At 66.0% G+C, this 17,353-nt stretch carries 19 protein-coding genes and 1 pseudogene; 6 read left to right on the forward strand and 14 right to left on the reverse strand.

Annotated features, from left to right (window positions below; all coding sequences use genetic code 11):
* Positions 1-78: 78 nt before the first annotated feature.
* Positions 79-303 carry a hypothetical protein gene (locus tag OG788_RS01165; protein ID WP_406368522.1) on the reverse strand — a complete coding sequence of 75 codons (225 nt, stop codon included), beginning with the start codon at positions 301-303 and terminating at the stop codon, positions 79-81.
* Between the two features lie 116 nt (positions 304-419).
* Entirely contained in the window at positions 420-785 is a 366-nt protein-coding gene (locus OG788_RS01170; protein WP_406368524.1) for an STAS domain-containing protein, read from the reverse strand.
* 171 nt (positions 786-956) lie between these two features.
* On the opposite strand from OG788_RS01170, the gene OG788_RS01175 reads away from it, so the two are divergent.
* Entirely contained in the window at positions 957-1,304 is a 348-nt protein-coding gene (locus OG788_RS01175) for an ATP-binding protein (protein ID WP_406368525.1), read from the forward strand.
* 214 nt (positions 1,305-1,518) lie between these two features.
* On the opposite strand, the gene OG788_RS01180 is transcribed toward OG788_RS01175, so the two are convergent.
* Positions 1,519-1,893, reverse strand: coding sequence for an RNA-guided endonuclease InsQ/TnpB family protein (locus OG788_RS01180; protein ID WP_406368527.1), 375 nt, complete (start codon positions 1,891-1,893; stop codon positions 1,519-1,521).
* 184 nt (positions 1,894-2,077) lie between these two features.
* Between OG788_RS01180 and OG788_RS01185 the strand changes: the two genes are divergently transcribed.
* Both OG788_RS01185 and OG788_RS01190 read left to right on the forward strand, forming a co-directional pair.
* Positions 2,078-2,632, forward strand: coding sequence for a hypothetical protein (locus OG788_RS01185; protein ID WP_406368528.1), 555 nt, complete (start codon positions 2,078-2,080; stop codon positions 2,630-2,632).
* Between the two features lie 49 nt (positions 2,633-2,681).
* On the forward strand, positions 2,682-3,188 hold the full coding sequence (locus OG788_RS01190; protein WP_406368529.1) for a hypothetical protein: 507 nt from the start codon (positions 2,682-2,684) through the stop codon (positions 3,186-3,188).
* 102 nt (positions 3,189-3,290) lie between these two features.
* Here the strand turns inward: OG788_RS01190 and OG788_RS01195 are convergent, their stop codons facing one another.
* Positions 3,291-3,683 (reverse strand): ANTAR domain-containing protein, encoded by a 393-nt coding sequence (locus OG788_RS01195; RefSeq protein ID WP_406368530.1) that lies wholly within the window; start codon positions 3,681-3,683, stop codon positions 3,291-3,293.
* A gap of 268 nt (positions 3,684-3,951) precedes the next feature.
* On the reverse strand, positions 3,952-5,370 hold the full coding sequence (locus OG788_RS01200; protein WP_406368532.1) for a hypothetical protein: 1,419 nt from the start codon (positions 5,368-5,370) through the stop codon (positions 3,952-3,954).
* Positions 5,371-6,254: 884 nt separating this feature from the next.
* Between OG788_RS01200 and OG788_RS01205 the strand changes: the two genes are divergently transcribed.
* A complete protein-coding gene (locus tag OG788_RS01205; protein WP_406368533.1) occupies positions 6,255-6,836 on the forward strand; it encodes a hypothetical protein in 582 nt (193 codons plus the stop codon).
* Positions 6,837-6,936: 100 nt separating this feature from the next.
* Here OG788_RS01205 and OG788_RS01210 read toward each other — a convergent pair whose 3' ends face one another.
* Positions 6,937-7,116, reverse strand: coding sequence for a hypothetical protein (locus tag OG788_RS01210; protein ID WP_406368534.1), 180 nt, complete (start codon positions 7,114-7,116; stop codon positions 6,937-6,939).
* A 116-nt stretch (positions 7,117-7,232) separates the two neighbouring features.
* Positions 7,233-7,481, reverse strand: coding sequence for a hypothetical protein (locus OG788_RS01215; protein ID WP_406368535.1), 249 nt, complete (start codon positions 7,479-7,481; stop codon positions 7,233-7,235).
* A 377-nt stretch (positions 7,482-7,858) separates the two neighbouring features.
* Between OG788_RS01215 and OG788_RS01220 the strand changes: the two genes are divergently transcribed.
* Positions 7,859-8,287: a hypothetical protein gene (locus tag OG788_RS01220; protein WP_406368536.1), complete on the forward strand. Its 429-nt coding sequence runs from the start codon at positions 7,859-7,861 to the stop codon at positions 8,285-8,287.
* 713 nt (positions 8,288-9,000) lie between these two features.
* Here OG788_RS01220 and OG788_RS01225 read toward each other — a convergent pair.
* Both OG788_RS01225 and OG788_RS01230 read right to left on the reverse strand, forming a co-directional pair.
* Entirely contained in the window at positions 9,001-9,423 is a 423-nt protein-coding gene (locus OG788_RS01225; protein WP_406368537.1) for a hypothetical protein, read from the reverse strand.
* A gap of 361 nt (positions 9,424-9,784) precedes the next feature.
* A complete protein-coding gene (locus tag OG788_RS01230) occupies positions 9,785-9,907 on the reverse strand; it encodes a hypothetical protein (protein WP_351556743.1) in 123 nt (40 codons plus the stop codon).
* 611 nt (positions 9,908-10,518) lie between these two features.
* Between OG788_RS01230 and OG788_RS01235 the strand changes: the two genes are divergently transcribed.
* Entirely contained in the window at positions 10,519-10,701 is a 183-nt protein-coding gene (locus tag OG788_RS01235) for a DUF397 domain-containing protein (RefSeq protein WP_356756567.1), read from the forward strand.
* Positions 10,702-10,733: 32 nt separating this feature from the next.
* Here OG788_RS01235 and OG788_RS01240 read toward each other — a convergent pair whose 3' ends face one another.
* The 5 genes and pseudogenes from OG788_RS01240 to OG788_RS01260 form a co-directional block, all read right to left on the reverse strand.
* Positions 10,734-11,726, reverse strand: coding sequence for a helix-turn-helix domain-containing protein (locus OG788_RS01240; protein WP_406368539.1), 993 nt, complete (start codon positions 11,724-11,726; stop codon positions 10,734-10,736).
* Positions 11,727-12,895: 1,169 nt separating this feature from the next.
* Positions 12,896-13,354 (reverse strand): hypothetical protein, encoded by a 459-nt coding sequence (locus tag OG788_RS01245; RefSeq protein WP_406368541.1) that lies wholly within the window; start codon positions 13,352-13,354, stop codon positions 12,896-12,898.
* 49 nt (positions 13,355-13,403) lie between these two features.
* Positions 13,404-13,641, reverse strand: a pseudogene (locus OG788_RS01250) (transposase); the annotation flags it as partial.
* Positions 13,642-13,688: 47 nt separating this feature from the next.
* The gene (locus OG788_RS01255) at positions 13,689-14,885 is read right to left on the reverse strand and encodes an IS110 family transposase (protein WP_406368542.1); all 1,197 of its coding nucleotides are present in this window, start codon (positions 14,883-14,885) and stop codon (positions 13,689-13,691) included.
* Positions 14,886-16,278: 1,393 nt separating this feature from the next.
* On the reverse strand, positions 16,279-17,349 hold the full coding sequence (locus OG788_RS01260; protein WP_406368544.1) for a hypothetical protein: 1,071 nt from the start codon (positions 17,347-17,349) through the stop codon (positions 16,279-16,281).
* Positions 17,350-17,353: the final 4 nt, after the last annotated feature.

Raw genomic sequence — 17,353 nt, forward strand, 5'->3', positions numbered from 1 at the left:
GATGCTTCAACGCCTCTCGCTTGTCTGAGCACCGCACCCGTGCGAACCCCGGCCGGGGCCGCTGGACAGCTGCGGGTTTCAGGCGGCGCTGAACTGATGCGCGCGGCCGTCGCGCCACTCCACCCACTGAGGGTCGTCCAGGACAGCCTCGGGATCGGCGACGCCGGCGGCTTCGAGGAAGACGACGAGATCGAGGTCGCTGTACGCGGTGCCCAGGATCTCGTCGCGTCCGTGGCGGTGCACGCTCACTCTCCGACCGCCCGTACGCGAGGGCCGGTGCACGACGATCGGCGCGCGGCTCACGCCTCCAGCCTGCCCCCGTCCCGTTCACGCGGCGAGTCGGCCCCGGCGCTCCGACGGGCCGGGCCGGCGAAGCTGACTGCGAGGTACTGGGTCGCTGGACCGCTGTGTCCGCCGGGTCAGGGTTTGAGGGCTTGGGCGAGGGTGGGGCAGCAGGTGATGATCGTGTCGAGGCCGACGATTTCGACGACCCGTCGGACCGGCTGGCTCAGGGCCGCCATCCGCATCCAGCCGCCCGCCGCGTCGGCATCGCGATGGGCGGCGGCCAGGACACTGATGGCGCTGGAGTCCATGAAGGTGACTGCGCTGAGATCGAGCACGGTCAGCGGCGCGCTGTCTTCCTCTACGCGAAGGGCCTGGCGCAGTGCACCGGCGTTGTCGGCGTCGAGTTCGCCGGCCAGGGCCAGAACGCGGATGCCGTCGGTGATGGTCTGAGTGATCGACAGCCGGGCGGGCTGCTCGGCTGGGTGGTGAATGTCTGCCACGTGCTCTTCAGCAATCCTCGTCGTGCCAGGTCGTCGCCTTCGAGCTGAAGGCCTGTCAAGGTCGGCATCCTACGGGCGCCGCGTCTGTGTGGCTGTGCCACAGGTAACGTCCCGGGCGTGCGTGGGCGGCGCCGTGAGGGGTACCTGGCGGGGACATGGAAGCAGGCGGGAATGGATCAATCACCTGAGGACACCGATGGCGGCCAGTTGGGCGCTTGGTCGGTGATGGAGGCCTCGCTCGCGCTGGACAGCGACGGCTCCCGTATTGCGCAGGCCCGCCACCTCGCGGCCGTCTTCCTCGCCAGGGTGCGGGACGCGCGTGGCATTCCGGTGGTGACGGCCACGGTGGAGATCGTCCAGCTGATCGTCAGTGAACTGGTCACCAACGCCCGCAAGTACGCCCCCGGTCCGGCTCTATTGCATCTGCGGGTCCATGGCAGCGTGCTGCAGGTCGAGCTGTGGGACAGCAGCCCTGTGCTGCCGGCCGCCAAGGCCCCGGACCCCGCCCGCATCGGCTAGCACGGCCTGGAGATCGTCACCGCTCTTGCCCAGTCCGTCACCGTCGAGTCGACATCGGTCGGCAAGCGCGTCATCGCCCACGTCGTCCTCGGCACAGGCACCGCCGTGGGCGCCGGATAGCCGGACCAGGCTCCGCTGTCGCTGCTCAGATGACGAGCGCACATCGCCGGACCGTAGCGGCGTCCACATCCCCGCCCCTGACGTGCTCCCTGGCCTAAAGTCCAGGGATTCCGGCCTGGGCCGTCTGACCCTTCCGGGGGCTTCCTGCTTCAACGCGCTGTGCGGGCACGTGTGCCCCTCTTACCGGCACTCCGCAGGCGTCTCGCGTCTCCACCCGTCCGGCGGCGACGATTCGGCGTCCTTCGAACAGGACGTTACGTGCTGCATTGTGGTCACGGCCGTGGACGGCATGGCACTCGCCACACGTCCACTCCCGGACGTGCAGGGGCTTGCGGCCGTCCCGGAATCCGCAGGCCGAGCAGACTTGAGAGGACGGGAAGGCCCGGTCCACCTCGGCGAAGGTACGGCCGTGCTTGACCGCCTTGTACTCCAGCATGCCGACGAACGCGGACCATCCCGCGTCGTACACGGCCTTGGCGAGCCGGGTGCACCCAAGGCCGGACGCGTCGGTGTCAGCGATTCATTGCTGCGCTTGAGATGACCGCCACCCGCTCTGCCGTCCGCGCTGATCGTCTGGCCTCGTTTCAGGGACAAACATAGGGGAACTCACCCAAATGAGAATATATGGCGCGTCTGTGAGGGGGTTCGGCCCCATGTCGACAGGGACACTTCTGGCAATCGTCATTCCCGTCGTGGTGGTGATCGCCTTGGCGGCCGTCGTGGTTTCGCTCATGCGCCGCCGGAAGCTGCGTGAGCGCTTCGGCCCCGAGTACGCACGCACGATGGAGGACGCGGACAGCCGCACGGCCGGCGAGCGTGAGCTCAGGGCCCGCGAGAAGCGGCATGACGCGCTGGACATCAAGCCGCTGGACAGCGGTGTCAGGGATCGGTACACGCGGGACTGGACCAGCGTGCAGGACGAGTTCGTGGACCGCCCGGAGGACGCCGTGCACGACGCGGACCGCTTGGTGACCTCCCTGATGCACGAGCGCGGCTACCCCACCCAGGACTTCGAGCAACAGCTCAAGGACCTCTCGGTCGAGCACGGCCGCACGCTCGAGCACTATCGGGCCGCCCACGACGTCGACGTGCTCAGCACCCGCCACGAGGCGACCACGGAACAGCTGCGGGGAGCCATGGTGCACTACCGCTCCCTGTTCGACGAGCTGCTCACCGACGGCGGCCAGTCCCGCCGCGCTCCGGCTTGAACGGCGCAGCCAACGGGCCGGAGCCCCGGCGTCCGGGAACGGAGGAGACATGCAACGCGAAGACAGATCAGGTACCGCCACCGCGAGCGGCCTGTCCACCGACGACCTCGCCCAGCCCCGCGACCGGTCCACGCAAGAAGGCGCAACCGGCACCCAGGAGCAGGCCGATGTCCCCACTTTCCCCGGCGAGAGCACGGACACGCCGAGCAAACCCGTTGAAGACGAGACCGCGGAGGCCGACGTCAACACGCAGAGCTCGGGCCGGGGCGCCCAAGCCGAGGAGGACGTCCCGCAGCTCCTCAGCGCAGAGGACGAGGAAGGGTTCCGCACCCGCTGGCAGGAAGTGCAGAACAGGTTCGTCGACGACCCGCGCGACGCCGTGCACACCGCCGACGCCCTCGTCGCCGATGTGATGCAGAGGCTGGCCGCCACCTTCGCCGACCACAAGCAGGAACTGGAAGGGCAGTGGAACCGAGGCGAACGGGCGAACACCGAAGACCTGCGCCTGGCACTGCAGCACTACCGTTCGTTCTTCAACCGCCTGCTGGTCACCTGACACAACGCCGCGACGCAGCTGGGTTCCTGGCTCGCCGCGCTGCGCGGGCACAGGTTCGGGCAGCGGTCGGCCCGGTGCACTTCGTCCGGTGTTCCAGGGTGCTCAGTGGGTCGCTGGACCGGCTGGCTGGGCAGTGCGGCGCTGGGCCCGGATGGCTTCCTCCAGGGCGATGCGGATACCAAGGTTGAGTTCGCCGCAGGACGCCCAGGCGGTGAGGAGTCCGGCGATGCGGAGCAGCGTGATGTTGGTGCGCTGGGAGACTTCCGTCAGCACGGTCCGCGCCTGGTCGGCGGGGAGGCGTCCGAGTGCCATCACGATGCCCACTGCCTGGTCTCTCACCGTGTTCGCGCCGGGGTTTTGCGGCGTGCTCGGTCGCTCTTGCAGCGCCCCCACCTCATGTGCGGTGGCAGCGGTGCGCGGGGTGGTCGTGGTGGCCGGCTGCTCGGAGTCCGGGTCACCCTTTCGGTCGTGGCCGGAGGCCAACAGCTCCCGCATCCGACTTGCCTCCTCGTTGATCTGGACCGATCGCCGGGCTCCTGCCGTGCGCGAAACGGATCGCCCGGGCATGGCAAGAACGGGTTGTCAGGGTTCGCCATGTGGGGATCTGCCTGGCCGGAGGAAATCGCAGCATGCGGGGTGATCCCCTGCTCGACGTGCGCCTCCGGTCCGAAGCACTAGTTCGCGCATGCCCCGCCGTCACGTCAGCAAACATCGCCCCCCAAAGGGCCCCAGCGTCTCTGGGCTTCGCCGGCGGGCTCGGGATCTAAGGCCAAGCTCGTGCAACACGCTGAACTGACAGAGAAGTTGCTCGTGCTTCGTCAGGGGCGGCAATGCCGCCGATCGGCCGGTTCGGGCCCCCTGCGATTCTCCTGAACCGCCGATGTGTGTGAGGAACTGCCGACAGGCGTTGCCGTTGCGTCGCGCCACCGCGGCCTTGGTCGTCGATGAGACCGGTGATACGAAGACCCGGGCCTGCCTCAGCCGGCAGCAGGCCACCCGGTAGGGGTGGATGGCATCCGCCCCCGCCTGATAAGCGTTGCTCCGCAGCGTCGGCAGCGGCCAGGACGCCCAGGGTCGCCAGGACGACCACGACTACCAGGAGCACAAGGACCACGGAGGCGGGCGTGGGGTAGTTCCACAGGACGAGGGCCAGGGCACCGGCCGCGATGACGACGCCCGTGGTCAGGGACCTGTGCATGCGCAGCCACTGTCCGACGGCACCTGGCTTCAGTCCCGTCCGGGCGAGGGCGTGCCCAGCAGTGCGGGTGCTTCGGGCGGCTGCTGTGCGCACGGCGGCGGCACCACGGCCGTGTCCGTACAGATACCCGGCGATCACGGTGAGCAGTGCGGTGAGGAGCACGGTGAAAATGGTTTGCCGGAGGAACCTCACCAGGGTGTCGTAGAGGGCTGCTGCTGCGTCCTGCGACTGGGCTGGCGGAGGCACCGCGTCCAGACAGATCTGGCGGATCACGGCGACTGCGATGAGCAGCACGCACATCATGGCGCCGATGCCGATGCCTGCAGCCATCAGCGCAACCCGGTGTGAGGGTGCCGCCCATATGCCCAGCCCGGCGAGCACAACCACCGCCCAGGGCAACCACGGGGCGACGACGCTGAGCCAGCGGGCAGCATCACGGGCCTCACTCAGATGGTCGTTGTGCACCAGCACGATCGACTTGTGGGCCCCGGGAATGTCCTCCGCCCCGACAAGGGGCACACCGATCAGCTGCTTCTGAAGTTCCTCGATGACAGCGCCGACGTTCAGCGTGATGGTGTCGCCCTTGACCTCGAGCGCTCCGCCTGCCTCCCCGGTGAGAACGTTCGACGCGGCGGTGTGCGCGCCGCGGTTGATGCTGTCCCACGCCTCGGCAAAAGCATCGCTCGTCACCACTCTGGCGACCGTGTAGCGCACGCCGGCCCTCAGCCCGCCCTTGAGCTCTTCATCCAGCGACCTGGCCGCGTCGACAAGGAAGCGGGGTGCATCCTGGTCGGCCAGAGTGTCGGCGAGCGTTTCGGTGACCTTGCGAACGTCAATCTTGTGGACCAGACCATCAGTGGCACGCTCGATGATCAGGTCCTGGACGGCGGGGTCTCTGGCGAGCGGTGCGACCGTCTGCTCATAACGATCTATGTCGGTGACCTCGGAATTTACCCAGGTGGCGACGACGCTGATGGGCGCCATCAGAACAGCCAGGAGGAGGAGCAGGGACGCTCCGCAAAGGCGCAGGCGACGGCTTCGCATCCCATGAGGGCGCCGCAGCCACTCGTCCTCCGCTCGTTCGACATGGCCCGAAGGGCGGTTCAGCTTGTGCCTGCCGTGCTCTGGCGGGCCGGGGGCGGCGGACGAGTCCACGGCGAACTCCCTCCGCGCGCAGTCCTCGGCGCACCACGGCGGTATGCGCCCTGAGGGGCGGATACCGCAGGACCGGCCAGCCCCTGTACCTCCATCGTCGTTCATCGGCAACAAGCACGCAGCCTGCCCAGCAGCTCCCGTACGTTCGCCCCCTGGTCATGACCTGGCTGCCGAACGCTGCCCCGTGGCACTAGCGCCCGGCGCCCGGCCCTTCGAACCGCAGGCGCCAGGCAGGACAGCGACGGCCCGGACACGGCTCGGAGGCACTGCCTCGGTCGCCCCCCGGCTGAAGAGCCCAGACCGGGGCACTCGGTCTCTGCGGCATCAAGAGGCGCCGCTCCCCCGAGGAAAAGAGAAACCCGTGTACATAGGCCTGGGTACCGTCGTCCTCATCATCGTCATCATCGCTGTCGTCATGCTGCTGCGCCGTCGCTGACCCACGCTCGGTGCAGTCCGCGCTGCGCATCCATCTGCCGCCGGCCTGACAGGCCCCCGGAGACGTCAGTGGCGATCGGCACACTGAGCGCCTGGGCACGGGCCCCCCTACGGTCGAGCTGCTCGCCGCCGTGGCGGTGCTGTTGGGCGTCGTCACCCACGTCCGCGGCGCGGCTGCGGCATCCGTCGACGCAGGGCAGCCTGCGCATAGAGCGGTTGACAACCTCAGCGGGGGCACTCGCTCACCACAAGAGGTTGCCAGAACGCGGAGGAACACCATGAGCGCTCCCCTACGAAGCTCCAGCGGAGGTCCTGGGCGGCAGAAACTCCTCGGCATCTATCTCAATGATCATCTGGCGGGTGCGACGGCCGGTGCCGGGCTGGTGCACCGCATGGTCCAGGAGCACGGCGATTCGCCCTGCGGCCAGGAACTGCGGGCCCTGGAGACGGATGTCTTGCAGGACCGGCGGGCCCTGGTGCGGCTGATGAGAGACCTACATGCTCCCGCGAGACACTACAAGGTCTACGGAGCATGGCTGGGCGAGAAGCTCGGACGGGTGAAGCCCAACGGCCGCCTACTGCGCCGCTCCGGCCTCACACTTCTGATCGAACTCGAAGCCATGCGCATGGGCGTGACTGGCAAGGCGCTGCTGTGGCGCTCCCTGCTCGCCGCCTCCCCCGGCGACCCGCGCCTCGACTCCGGCCGGCTGGAAGAACTGCTGCAACGGGCGGAACGGCAACTCGAGGCGGTGGATTCCCTGCACGCCAAGGCCGCCTCCGCACAGCTCACCCCGACAGGTCCACCGTCATCGGCACGGGAAGCCGTTGCACAAGGCACACCCCAGCGGGATCAGGACTGAGCAGGCGGGTGTTCCCCCGGGTGCCATGCGCCGCAGAGGTCGACCGCTGGCGCCACGGCGGCAGACCCAGTACGCATCGGATCAGCGAGGCGCTTCCGCGTCATTGAGGGTCGTCCAGGACAGCCTCGGGATCGGCGATGCCGGCGGCTTCGAGGAAGACGACGAGATCGAGGTCGCTGTACGCGGTGCCCAGGATCTCGTCGCGTCCGTGGCGGTGCACGCTCACTCTCCGACCGCCCGTACGCGAGGGCCGGTGCACGACGATCGGCGCGCGGCTCACGCCTCCAGCCTGCCCCCGTCCCGTTCACGCGGCGAGTCGGCCCCGGCGCTCCGACGGGCCGGGCCGGCGAAGCTGACTGCGAGGTACTGGGTCGCTGGACCGCTGTGTCCGCCGGGTCAGGGTTTGAGGGCTTGGGCGAGGGTGGGGCAGCAGGTGATGATCGTGTCGAGGCCGACGATTTCGACGACCCGTCGGACCGGCTGGCTCAGGGCCGCCATCCGCATCCAGCCGCCCGCCGCGTCGGCATCGCGATGGGCGGCGGCCAGGACGACGGCAGCCACTGCGCCCTCTCCGAAGACCAGCAGATCCCTCACCCCGGTGGCGAGCCTGACCCGCAACCGCCACCAAGCCATGCCTACGCCCATGCGACCGCGATCCTGCGTCTCCTGAAGATCCTCCACATCTGCCTCGGCATCACACTGCTGTCCGGTTGTCGAAGGATGCCCAGCTCAGGAGGGACGCCCTCGACACCCTCTCAGGTACCCTCCTGCGCCGCGGCCCGTGCGGCCAATGAAGCGGGCGCATCACGGGTGCCTGCTCAAGGCAGGAGAAGTACGGGCCGGCGGTCCTGGTCAAGTGCCCGACCGGGAGCAGCGGGATGGGCAATGCTCGTCGGTCTCGGCACCGTCGTCTGGGGCACAGGGAGCGTTGATGGGCCGTCCAGGCGGCGGACTGCCCCGAACGGTGGCGCCACCGTTGGTGCAGCATTGCGATCATGAAATCGTCATGAGCCACTCATTGCATGATCAGACATGCGATACGTGCGCTCTGCGCCGCCACCCTCGTGGCCGCTCCCCTCGCCCTGACCGCAACGCCTGCACAAGCCCTGACGTCCTGTACGGTCAACGGCCGCCCCGTGTCCGGTACGACCGTCAGCGGTACTGCCGGCTCCGACTACATCAGCTGCGGCGCCCTCACCTTGGGCGACAGCGTCAACGGCCTGGGCGGCAGCGACTACATCGTCATCAACGGCATCGTTGCCGGCACCGTCGACGGCGGAGCCGGTGGCGACTCCATCACGGCCAACGCCGGTACCACGGCGACCGGCAAGATCCTCGGCGGAGCCGACGGCGACTTCATCTCCGTCGGCCCGAACGCCGGCACCGTCGACGGCGGACTCGGGTCGGACTACTGCCGCGTCGCTTCCGGTAACCCTCCTATCAACTGCTGACCAGCAGGGGCTCGTTAAGCCGGCCAACTGCGACGCTCAGAGCGGCCAGCAAGCGTGCCACAACACGCGGCGGCCACCCGGCCCGCTGGGTAGCCCTCCGCTGGGTAGCCCTCCGCTGGCCCCCCGCCTGGTGCCTCAACTGCCCCTGCACAGAGCGGCGGTGAACCGCTCCCGTACCGCCCGCTTCCCAGCAGCGAACCTTCGGAAGGGACCGCGCCAGCGGGTCCTCCGGAGTCTTCGGCCGGTGTCCCGGTGGCACGCGTCCGGGGGCAACAGTGCCCCAGCTCCGGGAGCGGACCGTACGGACGACAACCGCAGCCCCAAGGTCCCGCCGGGAAAGCGTGCGATCGGGGGTTACTGCCGACGCCGCCGGGCTATTCGTCGTCCTCGGCCAGGAGGGTGGTGAGTTGGTCGGCGGGCCCAGTCCGGGAGGGTGACCGCGGTGGGGACGGGCTGGTCTGCGCCGCGGCGTCGGCCCTCCTCATCGTGGACGGATTCGATGACCCACCGCAGGAAGCCGGGGCCTGAACGATCGCATCCGCGAGCTGCTCGGGCCCGGCGTAGGCGGCGGTGACAGCGTGGGGCAGCTGATTGTTGGTGGCGGCGTGGTCGATGGCGGCCCGGTAATCGCGCGTGGCCTGGAAAGAACGTGTCCTCCATGAGCAATTGAATCAGGGACACTTGAAGGTGGCCGGCGCTCTGGGAAACGTGTGTCAGGCGGAGGCGAAAGCCTCCTCGGGGACGTCGTCGAGGACGAATCCGTTGTCGAGCCGGACGCGGACCGTGACGCGGAGCATCTGTCGCTGGTAGGCGACCCACTGATCTTCCAAGGCCCCTACCTGCTCCTCCAGTTGCTTTCTGCTCGCCGACGGCATCTGGTGGCCGAAGTCGTCGAGGAGCGACTTGAGGCGCAGGTACTCACGGACCTCGTGGCTCTGCTGCCGGTGATGCTCGTCCACACGCTCGACGGTGCCCTCGATGCCTGCTGCCAGGGCCAGAGAGGCGGCGAAGGCACCCGTCTCCTGCGGGGACTCCCCATCCGGGGTCACCGACCCGGCCAACCGGAGATCCGTCGCCAGTCGCACCCGTTGGCCCACGTTCAGCGTCATCGATCCTTCGTCTTCCTCGTCGGTCACCGGAGATCCGGTAGACGTGGCGTCGCAAGGCGTACCGGAGAGAACAGGATCATCCCACCCTCACCTTCGGTCCCGACACGATCGAAGCCCTCGCCGACCCTCGCCTGCGTAACAGCCGCCCGACGGGCGAACAGGAGCCCGAAGACGGTGTTGGACGGTGGCGAGAACAGCTTGGAGAACGTCGAAGGTGAAACGGAGCGGGTGTCGGCGCGGGCGGCGAGGGTGCTGCGGTTCAGCGAGCAGCGCAATGCGCGGGCTGGGACAAGCCAATGCTGGCGCAGGCGGAGGTGGAGACCGTCCAAAGAGAAACGGGGGCCTCCACCTCACAGGTATCCACTGCCTCATGAAGAAAGACAGTTCACTACATGACCAGAAGTGCCACGGTTCCCGCGGCGGCTACCGCGGAGAGAATCACACACAGGCGCATCGTCTTGGCCCAACTCTGCAGCGCGTCCATAACGACTTTGCCGATCTCCTTGTACACTTCCACCTCCCTCCTGGACCGAGAGACGTATGCCTTCTCTTTGTAAAGACCAGACATCTCTCTCGGTAATTTTTGCATGACGAAAGGAGGCGTGCCAAGGGGGTCTTTGTCTGGCGCAATAGGAAACGGGCCTGCACTGAATGGATTATTCAGTGCAAACCCGCCCAAATCCTTTACGGTAGCCGCCGCAAAGGGGATGCCCCTGTCTGTCAACAAGGGGCGTGGATACCTTCTACTCCAGTATCGGCACCGTAGGGCCATCTGCCAAGTGGCAGATGGCTTCTTTCTGTCAGCCGCCATGCTCAGCGCCATGCACCAACGGCATAGTCGGCCGATGCCACATTGCCGTCCGCCATGCGGCTGGCACAGCATCAGGCAGCCACCTGGCATAAAGCGAACTGGCACCTGCTCACCCGTCAACCGTTGGACGCATTCCCTTGGCGGCCGCACGGTGCATACCCGCCCGCCGACCGGCCTCCGACCTGGGGACACACCCTTGTTTCGGCTCAGGCAGCTGCCCGCCTGTGACTGATGTAATCTTTGCCACGCGCATCGCTATATCCGGTGCGCCCCGCATGTCATGCCCACTTTTTCTGCTCCGGAGCTTCCTGATGGACAAGATTCCCAGCCCTCCCCTGACCTGGCTGAAGAGCAGCGCAAGCGGAGGGGGGAACTGCGTTGAGGTTGCAGCCAGTTCCGATGTTCTGCACGTGCGGGATTCGAAAGTCCCAGCAGGCTCCGTCCTGACCTTCCCCGACCATTCCTGGCAGGCATTCCTCAATGGACTGCGGTAAGCATCCGCATCGCGCGCCGGCCTGGTTTCCCGCTATTTTTCGACTCTCGGCACGTCTTCCACTCGGTCCCCGGCGCTGGTACTGGCGTGAACACCGTCCGGAGAAGGCACAGCCGAGCCGACGGGGCTTCCGTCCGACGCGGGCGGTGCCGTCCGGTGCGTCAGCCGCTCCGTGTTCGCTTCGATCAGTGCGACGGCGTCCGTGGCCGGTACCTTGATCTCCAGCTCGTAGAAATTCTCCAGATAGTGGGCGACGGAATCCTCGGAGACTGAATCCCGTCCCTCCACGATGATGGCGTCACTGTGTCGCGCCTGCGTCTCGAGATACAACGCCATGTCCTCGTCCGGTTCGGCGAACTCGAAGATCACGTACGAGGTTGTGAAATAGCGATACAGGCCCAGCTGGAACGGGACCACCCGAAGGGTGATCTTCGGGTGGTCGGCCAGTTCCTTCAGCCGGTTCAGCTGGCGCCGCATCACCGCCGGACGGCCCACCGTCCGCGCAAGCGCCGCCTCATCGATGATGAAGTGCATCTCCGGCCCGTCCGGCCGGAAGAGCCGCTCCTGCCGCTCCAGGCGCAGATCCGCCCGAGGCCCCGCCTGCTCGGGCGGCGAGGTCCACTGCAGAACCTCGCGCGCGTACTCCTCCGTCTGGAGCAGACCGGGCACCAGGTCGGGCTCAAAGTTCCGGATCACCGACGCGGCGTTCTCATACGCGATGGACACCACGAATGCCTGTGGTGCCATGTTCTTGTACGCATCCCACCACGGGCGTTCCTTCGCCGCCCGCGCCATCGACACCATCGTGTCGACCTGCGCCGCGTCCGTCACGTCGTACAGCGCCAGCAGAGCCCGGAGATCCGTGATCGAGATCCCCACCGTTCCCGACTCGATTCGGATGATCTTCGAATGCGACCATTCCAGCTGCTCGGCAACGGCTTTCTGCGTCAGGTGCTTCGACTCCCGTAAGCGCCGTAACTGCTCCCGCAGCCTGCGCCGTTGCAAAGCCGGATCATTCAGCGGCACACCCATCCTCCTGCCACAACGCCATCCGGCAGCACGCCATACCTACGCCTGCAACCTCGCACGCCGCGATACAGCCCACAGCCCAATACACAACAGCCACCTGGAGTTGAGCATCAGGCAGAAAGCCTTCCAGCACAAGCGATTCACCCCACGCCGAACCACTCTCCGCCACCAACTGGCCAACCTCCGTCACGAACGCATCCACACCCGCCACAAGCAATCAGTGCGCCATACCTGCTCCGCTGCAGAGGCTCCCTGCTCCAGCGATCTCCACACGGCCTCCGATAGGTGCCTGCATCGAAGCCGCCCCAGGACTCCGCGCAGTGAAGGACCACGAGGCACCGCCGACTGCGCCTACAAGTCCAGCCGCGGCCTTGCCAGTTGAGGCGGGCCGGCAGGCAGCGGTGCGATGTTCTCCCGCCGTACCAGCCTGCAACCCTGCTCGATCCGCTCCAGGTTCTTCCGCGATGGCGAACGGGCACTGTTCCTCATGCGGGCACAACCCCATTCGTCGGTATGTGAACGAGACGCATGCCGTGTTACCGACCATCCGGATCACGGTGACGTTCACCTGCATCCCCCGTCTATGCCGCGTAGGCGCGAAGTTGACGCACGCCACAGGTCTCGTCGTTGCGGCAACTGGCTGCAGGACCACACCCGCCGGGCAACGCCATCCCACCGGGCATCCGGCCATCACTCGAAAGTGAGTAACAGCCCGACATCAGCGCACGCCAGCCCCGTCCGCGCACCGGAGACGAAAAAAGACCCTGCCCCGCAGAACGGGACAGGGTCTTCGCAGAGCGCCGGGCAGGCCTTGCACCTGCATCTCCCCGCAGGAAGCGGGACGTCTTTCCTTGGACCACCAACGCATCACCAAACCGGCGCGGCTTCCGCCGGTCAGCTCAAGATCAATACTAGCAGGCACGGCGCATCAGTCTCGGTGTCCACTCCCGGACACGCCAGCACTGCTGCGCAGGCTTCGGGCCTGCGGTCCTGATTCCCGTTCCTGCGATTTCAGGCGGCGCCCCGTCGTTCGGGGGATGTCGACAGGCCGCTCCGCTCCTCACGGTCCCACGAGCGAGTCTGAGATCTGCGCATTCCCACAACACGGCGATCGATAGTCGCGGGTGGGATCCCGTCAACTCTGCATGCTCCGGTCCAGCAACGGCTCAGAGGTCTGTGACGGCCATCCGCGGGTCCACGTCGGAGATCATCAGTCGGCCCGGCCGCTGTGTGGCAGCGTCCGGGACGACCGCACGCACCACGGGCTGGTCGCCCTTCTCGATGGTCACCTTCGTGCCGTCGAACTTCGCCGACTTGGCGCGGACGACCGAACGCAGCTTGGCCGCGACGCGGTCGGCGGTCGCCTCGTCCTTGACCACGAGGCAGAGCGTCTCGATGTTCTTGGCGGCGGAGGCAGCCTGCTGGCCGAGGGCGGACAAGCGCACCGGCTTGGTGGAGGTGAGCGGATTGAAGTCGGCACGGTAGACGTCGCCCAGGCACTCGACTGCGCGCCGGTAGTCCTTCTTGTCGGCCAGCGAGGCGCCCTCCTTCGGGTTGACGGCCGCCATGGGGGTGTCGCCCGGGGCGGAGTAGGAGATCTCGTCCTGCGAGACCTGGAACGACACCCCCGTCCCACCGGGATGCGCCCAGGTCCGTCGTCGGCCGTGGCCTGGACGCGGCCAGGATCTGATCCCAAGTACCGTCCACAACCCACCTGATCAGGCGTTTGTGCGCCGTCTGGAAGGAGCCGAGCTCGTCCGGCAGGTCCCGCCACGGCGAACAGGTGCGGTACTGCCACGCGATGGCCTCTAGGGTGCGACGGTGGTCGGCCCAGCGCCGCCCCCGGATCGGCCGGCATCAGCGGCTTGATCCGCTCCCACATCGCATCAGTGACCACTAACCAGATGGACACGTCCAATCAACTGACCAGTTGACCAAAGAGACTTCCCAATGAGGAAGTCAAGCCGCCAGAGTGACTGATGGTGCCGGTTGATAGAACGCTCCGTCACGGATCATCGCCCAGAGAACGTTGGCCCGTCGGCGGGCCAGGGCGAGTACGGCTTGCTTGTGGCCCTTCCCCTCGTGGCGCTTGCGCTGGTAATAGGCCCTCGACGCGGGGCACGACTTGATGCTGGCCATGGAGGAGAGGTAGAAGGCCCGTAGGAGGCCGCGGTGGTAACGGTGGGGACGGCGCATGTTGCCGCTGACGCGTCCAGAGTCCCGTGGGACCGGGGCCAGGCCGGCGAAGCCAGCCAGGCGGTCCGGAGTGCCGAACGCGTCCATGTCGCCACCCGTCGCGGCGATGAACTCGGCGCCGAGCAGGGTGCCCATGCCGGGCATGCTGCGGATGATCTCAGCGTGCGGGTGCTCGCGGAAGCGGGCCTTGATGAGGGCGTCGAGCTCAGCGATCTCCTCGTCGAGGGTGATGATCCCCTTCGCGAGGCGGGCCACCATGGCGGCGGCCAGCTTCTCGCCGGGCAGGGACGCCTGCTGCCCAACAGCTGCCTCGACAGCGGTGGCGGCGATGGCCGCGGCGTTTCTGACCCTGCGGTTCCTGAGCCAGGTCTCGATGCGCTTGACGCCGCTGCGGCGGATCGCGGCCGGGGTCTGGTAAGCGGTCAGGAGTATGACCGGGCCCCTGTTTGTCACTGTCAGGGTTCGCTCCAACGCCGGGAACACCTCCAGGAGTTGGGCTCGCAGGCGGTTGATCTGGCGGGTGCGGTCGCAGACCAGGTCGGTGCGGCGTCGGGTCAGGGTGCGCAGGTCGACCGCGATCTCGTCGCCGGGCCGCAGGCGGCCGAGGTCGTTGCGCATCCGGGCCTGATCAGCGATGACGAAGGCGTCCTTTGCGTCCGTTTTCCCCTGGCCCCGGTAGCCGGCGGATGCCTGGTGCACCGCCAGGCCGGTGAGGTAGGCCATCGGCTGGCCGTGATCGAGCAGCAGTCCGATCAGCAGGGCCGCGCCGCCGTGGTTGATGTCCACCGCCCACAGGACGTCCTCGGACAGTGCGAGCACGTCGGCGATCAGCTCCAGCAGGACCGTCTCGTCGTTCAGGACGCGGCGCGACAGGAGCCGGTTTCCCTGGGCGTCGATCACCACGCAGTGGTGGTGTTCCTTGCCGATGTCCACTCCGGCCCATATCTGGGGCACGGTCACCTCCGCCAGCTCGTCGTTGCGTGACTCCCAGCAGACGACCTCGCCGGCGCTGTCCTACGAAGCGATCAAGTCGCGTATCCCAATTAGCGGTCGAGTCGTCGCGGGGCTCCGGGCGGCCAAGTCTCTTGAGCCATCAGACGGCGACACGCTCACAGCCATACCCAGAACCCCTGGGCTTCCCTGATCCTACGAATGATCAGATCCGGCCCGCTTGAACGGTAGGACACGCTCCAGGTCACGTGCGCCAGCACCTACTGCTCGAGAAGCGGCCCCCGCCGCCGTACCGCCCCAACCACCGCTCAAGTGGCATCGAACAAATGAATCAGGCGCAGGGGTGAAATGGGCCGTATGACGTATGGCGCCTCCGCGACCCCTAGTTGCAGAATCGACATCAACTTGATGGGTGAGCAGGAGGCGACTCGCACTCATAAGGGAAATGGCAGCGCTTCCGAAACTCTGCCGATGACGCAATCAAGAAATGAGCGTTTCCTAATGTTTAACTACGGACAGAACATCAAGGTCACGTGCCCGCATTGCAGGCGCGAGACATGGGTTCGCGACGGCCATAACGACCCGTGCGAACATTGCGGCAGAATCATTCAGACTCGCTGACTGATACGCATGGCGTTAATTGTCACAACCGGCAAATTCGGCGATTCGCTTGGCGGTCAAATGACACGGAGAACTCGAATCCCGCAGTTCGGGTGCGCGATGCTCTCAATACCCTTCCTTGGGGGCGGGTGGTATATTCTGGCGACTAAGTCACTGGATTTCGAGTCAGAGTCAAGTGACCTAAATGCAAACTCCCTATGGATGGGATTGACATTCTTTCTACTGTTTGTCGCGGCTGCCCTGTTGCTAGGATTTTTCGTGAAGGCACTATGGGCCGTAGCGGTAGGGAGGGAAGTTCCAGAAGAATGGTCGGCATTCAAAAGCAAGAAGAGAGCAAGAAAGAATGCGGCCGACACGGCCAGGAGGGACATGAGGGACATGAGGGACATGAGGGACAGGCTAGCGAAGGCTACTTGCCAGCCCGGAGATAACCGGGACGCGCCCGACGTGGTTCATTGTTGGCTAGTTGTTGACCACGGACAAGATCGACGTACGGCTGATGAATTTTGGCCAAGAGGGCGCATCCGCTGGTACTCGTCAATGAAGTGCGAGAAATGCGGTGCGGCGGGAGTCACTCATACGGAGTGGGAATCAGACTACTGAGTGCAAGACCTACCGAGATACTGATGCAGCCATGCGGCACCGATTTGACCCAAAAACAGACAGCGCGCCGAGCAGGAGGCACACCCTGCCCCATGACTCCGCCGGCCAGAGACGGCTTCACGTTGATGAACAACCCTGGCGGCCAAGCGATGCGGTCAGTGGGCTGCCACTACCTGAATCAGGAACTGACAGCGACTGCAGCAGGGTCGGGGCCCCCGACGGCATCAAGCAGAGCCTGCCCTTGTCGGTCGACGAGTCTTGTGAAGATCTGCTGCGCGTAGCCGAAAATAATCGCCCACCCAATAATTTGTGCAGATGAATCGAGGGCCGACAGACCAGGGACGAATGCCCCCCGCATCAGAATTAGTCCGAGTACGGCAGTCAGCGCACCGGTCGGCAACTTGAGAAGCGCAAGAGCTACCGGCACGTTATATGGAGTCGCGGTTCCTCTGATCCGTCTAAGCGTCACAGCGGCAGCAACCGCAGCGGCCCCCATCCCGGCGAGTTCGATGACGAGGTAGTCCCTCGACTTCGCAACCTCGGCATAGGCAGCATCCAGGTCCTTGTCCCCAGGTTTGAAGCCAGGGACCGAATCATCCCCCGTAGGGCATACAATTCCGACGTCCATAGGGCCAAAACAGAGAGGCACCACGGTAGGGAATAGAGCTCCCAGCACCGCGACAACGACTGCGATAAGAGTGAGGGCAGTGAACACGCCGTACACGATTCCGACGAAGCTACGCACCCGAAGATTCTCACGAAGCAGTTCCTGGCGGGCGACACCTACTGCATCAATGAGCAGCTCGCGCTGCCTGCCATCCAGTGCTTTACCCGCTTCAACGTCCTGTTCGATCTCTTCGACTTGAGACCTTCGGAGGTCCGTGACACAGAGATGTTCACGAACGACAGAAACCAATCCAGGCAACAGCGCTCTAACCAAATCCAATGGCGCCAAGCGCAGCATTAGGGAGTGCGCCATGTCAAGATGCGCCTGCGCGACGGCCAAGTTCGACCCAGAAATTCGCCGATCATGGATGATATGATCGAGTGCCGCATCGGCCTTTTCCAACTCGTTTAGTGCCGCATCCTTAATCCGCGATTGCGCCTCAGGATCACCATCCGGATCCACTCGAGTGGAAACGAGAACACGCATTTCCGCAACTCGGGAGCGGAGTACCTCTCTGAGTTCCCATTGCCCCCTTCCGTAATGGGGCCTATATCGACGCAATGAGAATTTGCGTTCTTCCACGTAT

Source organism: Streptomyces sp. NBC_00647, assembly GCF_045207245.1.
GTDB lineage: Bacteria > Actinomycetota > Actinomycetes > Streptomycetales > Streptomycetaceae > Streptomyces.

Coding starts and splice junctions, on each gene's coding strand:
- OG788_RS01185 (WP_406368528.1), top strand. CDS start 2,078: ATGTCGACAGGGACACTTCTGGCAATCGTCATTCCCGTCGTGGTGGTG.
- OG788_RS01200 (WP_406368532.1), bottom strand. CDS start 5,370: ATGGCGCCCATCAGCGTCGTCGCCACCTGGGTAAATTCCGAGGTCACC.
- OG788_RS01220 (WP_406368536.1), top strand. CDS start 7,859: ATGATCAGACATGCGATACGTGCGCTCTGCGCCGCCACCCTCGTGGCC.
- OG788_RS01195 (WP_406368530.1), bottom strand. CDS start 3,683: ATGCGGGAGCTGTTGGCCTCCGGCCACGACCGAAAGGGTGACCCGGAC.
- OG788_RS01205 (WP_406368533.1), top strand. CDS start 6,255: ATGAGCGCTCCCCTACGAAGCTCCAGCGGAGGTCCTGGGCGGCAGAAA.
- OG788_RS01190 (WP_406368529.1), top strand. CDS start 2,682: ATGCAACGCGAAGACAGATCAGGTACCGCCACCGCGAGCGGCCTGTCC.
- OG788_RS01215 (WP_406368535.1), bottom strand. CDS start 7,481: ATGGGCGTAGGCATGGCTTGGTGGCGGTTGCGGGTCAGGCTCGCCACC.
- OG788_RS01175 (WP_406368525.1), top strand. CDS start 957: ATGGATCAATCACCTGAGGACACCGATGGCGGCCAGTTGGGCGCTTGG.
- OG788_RS01235 (WP_356756567.1), top strand. CDS start 10,519: ATGGACAAGATTCCCAGCCCTCCCCTGACCTGGCTGAAGAGCAGCGCA.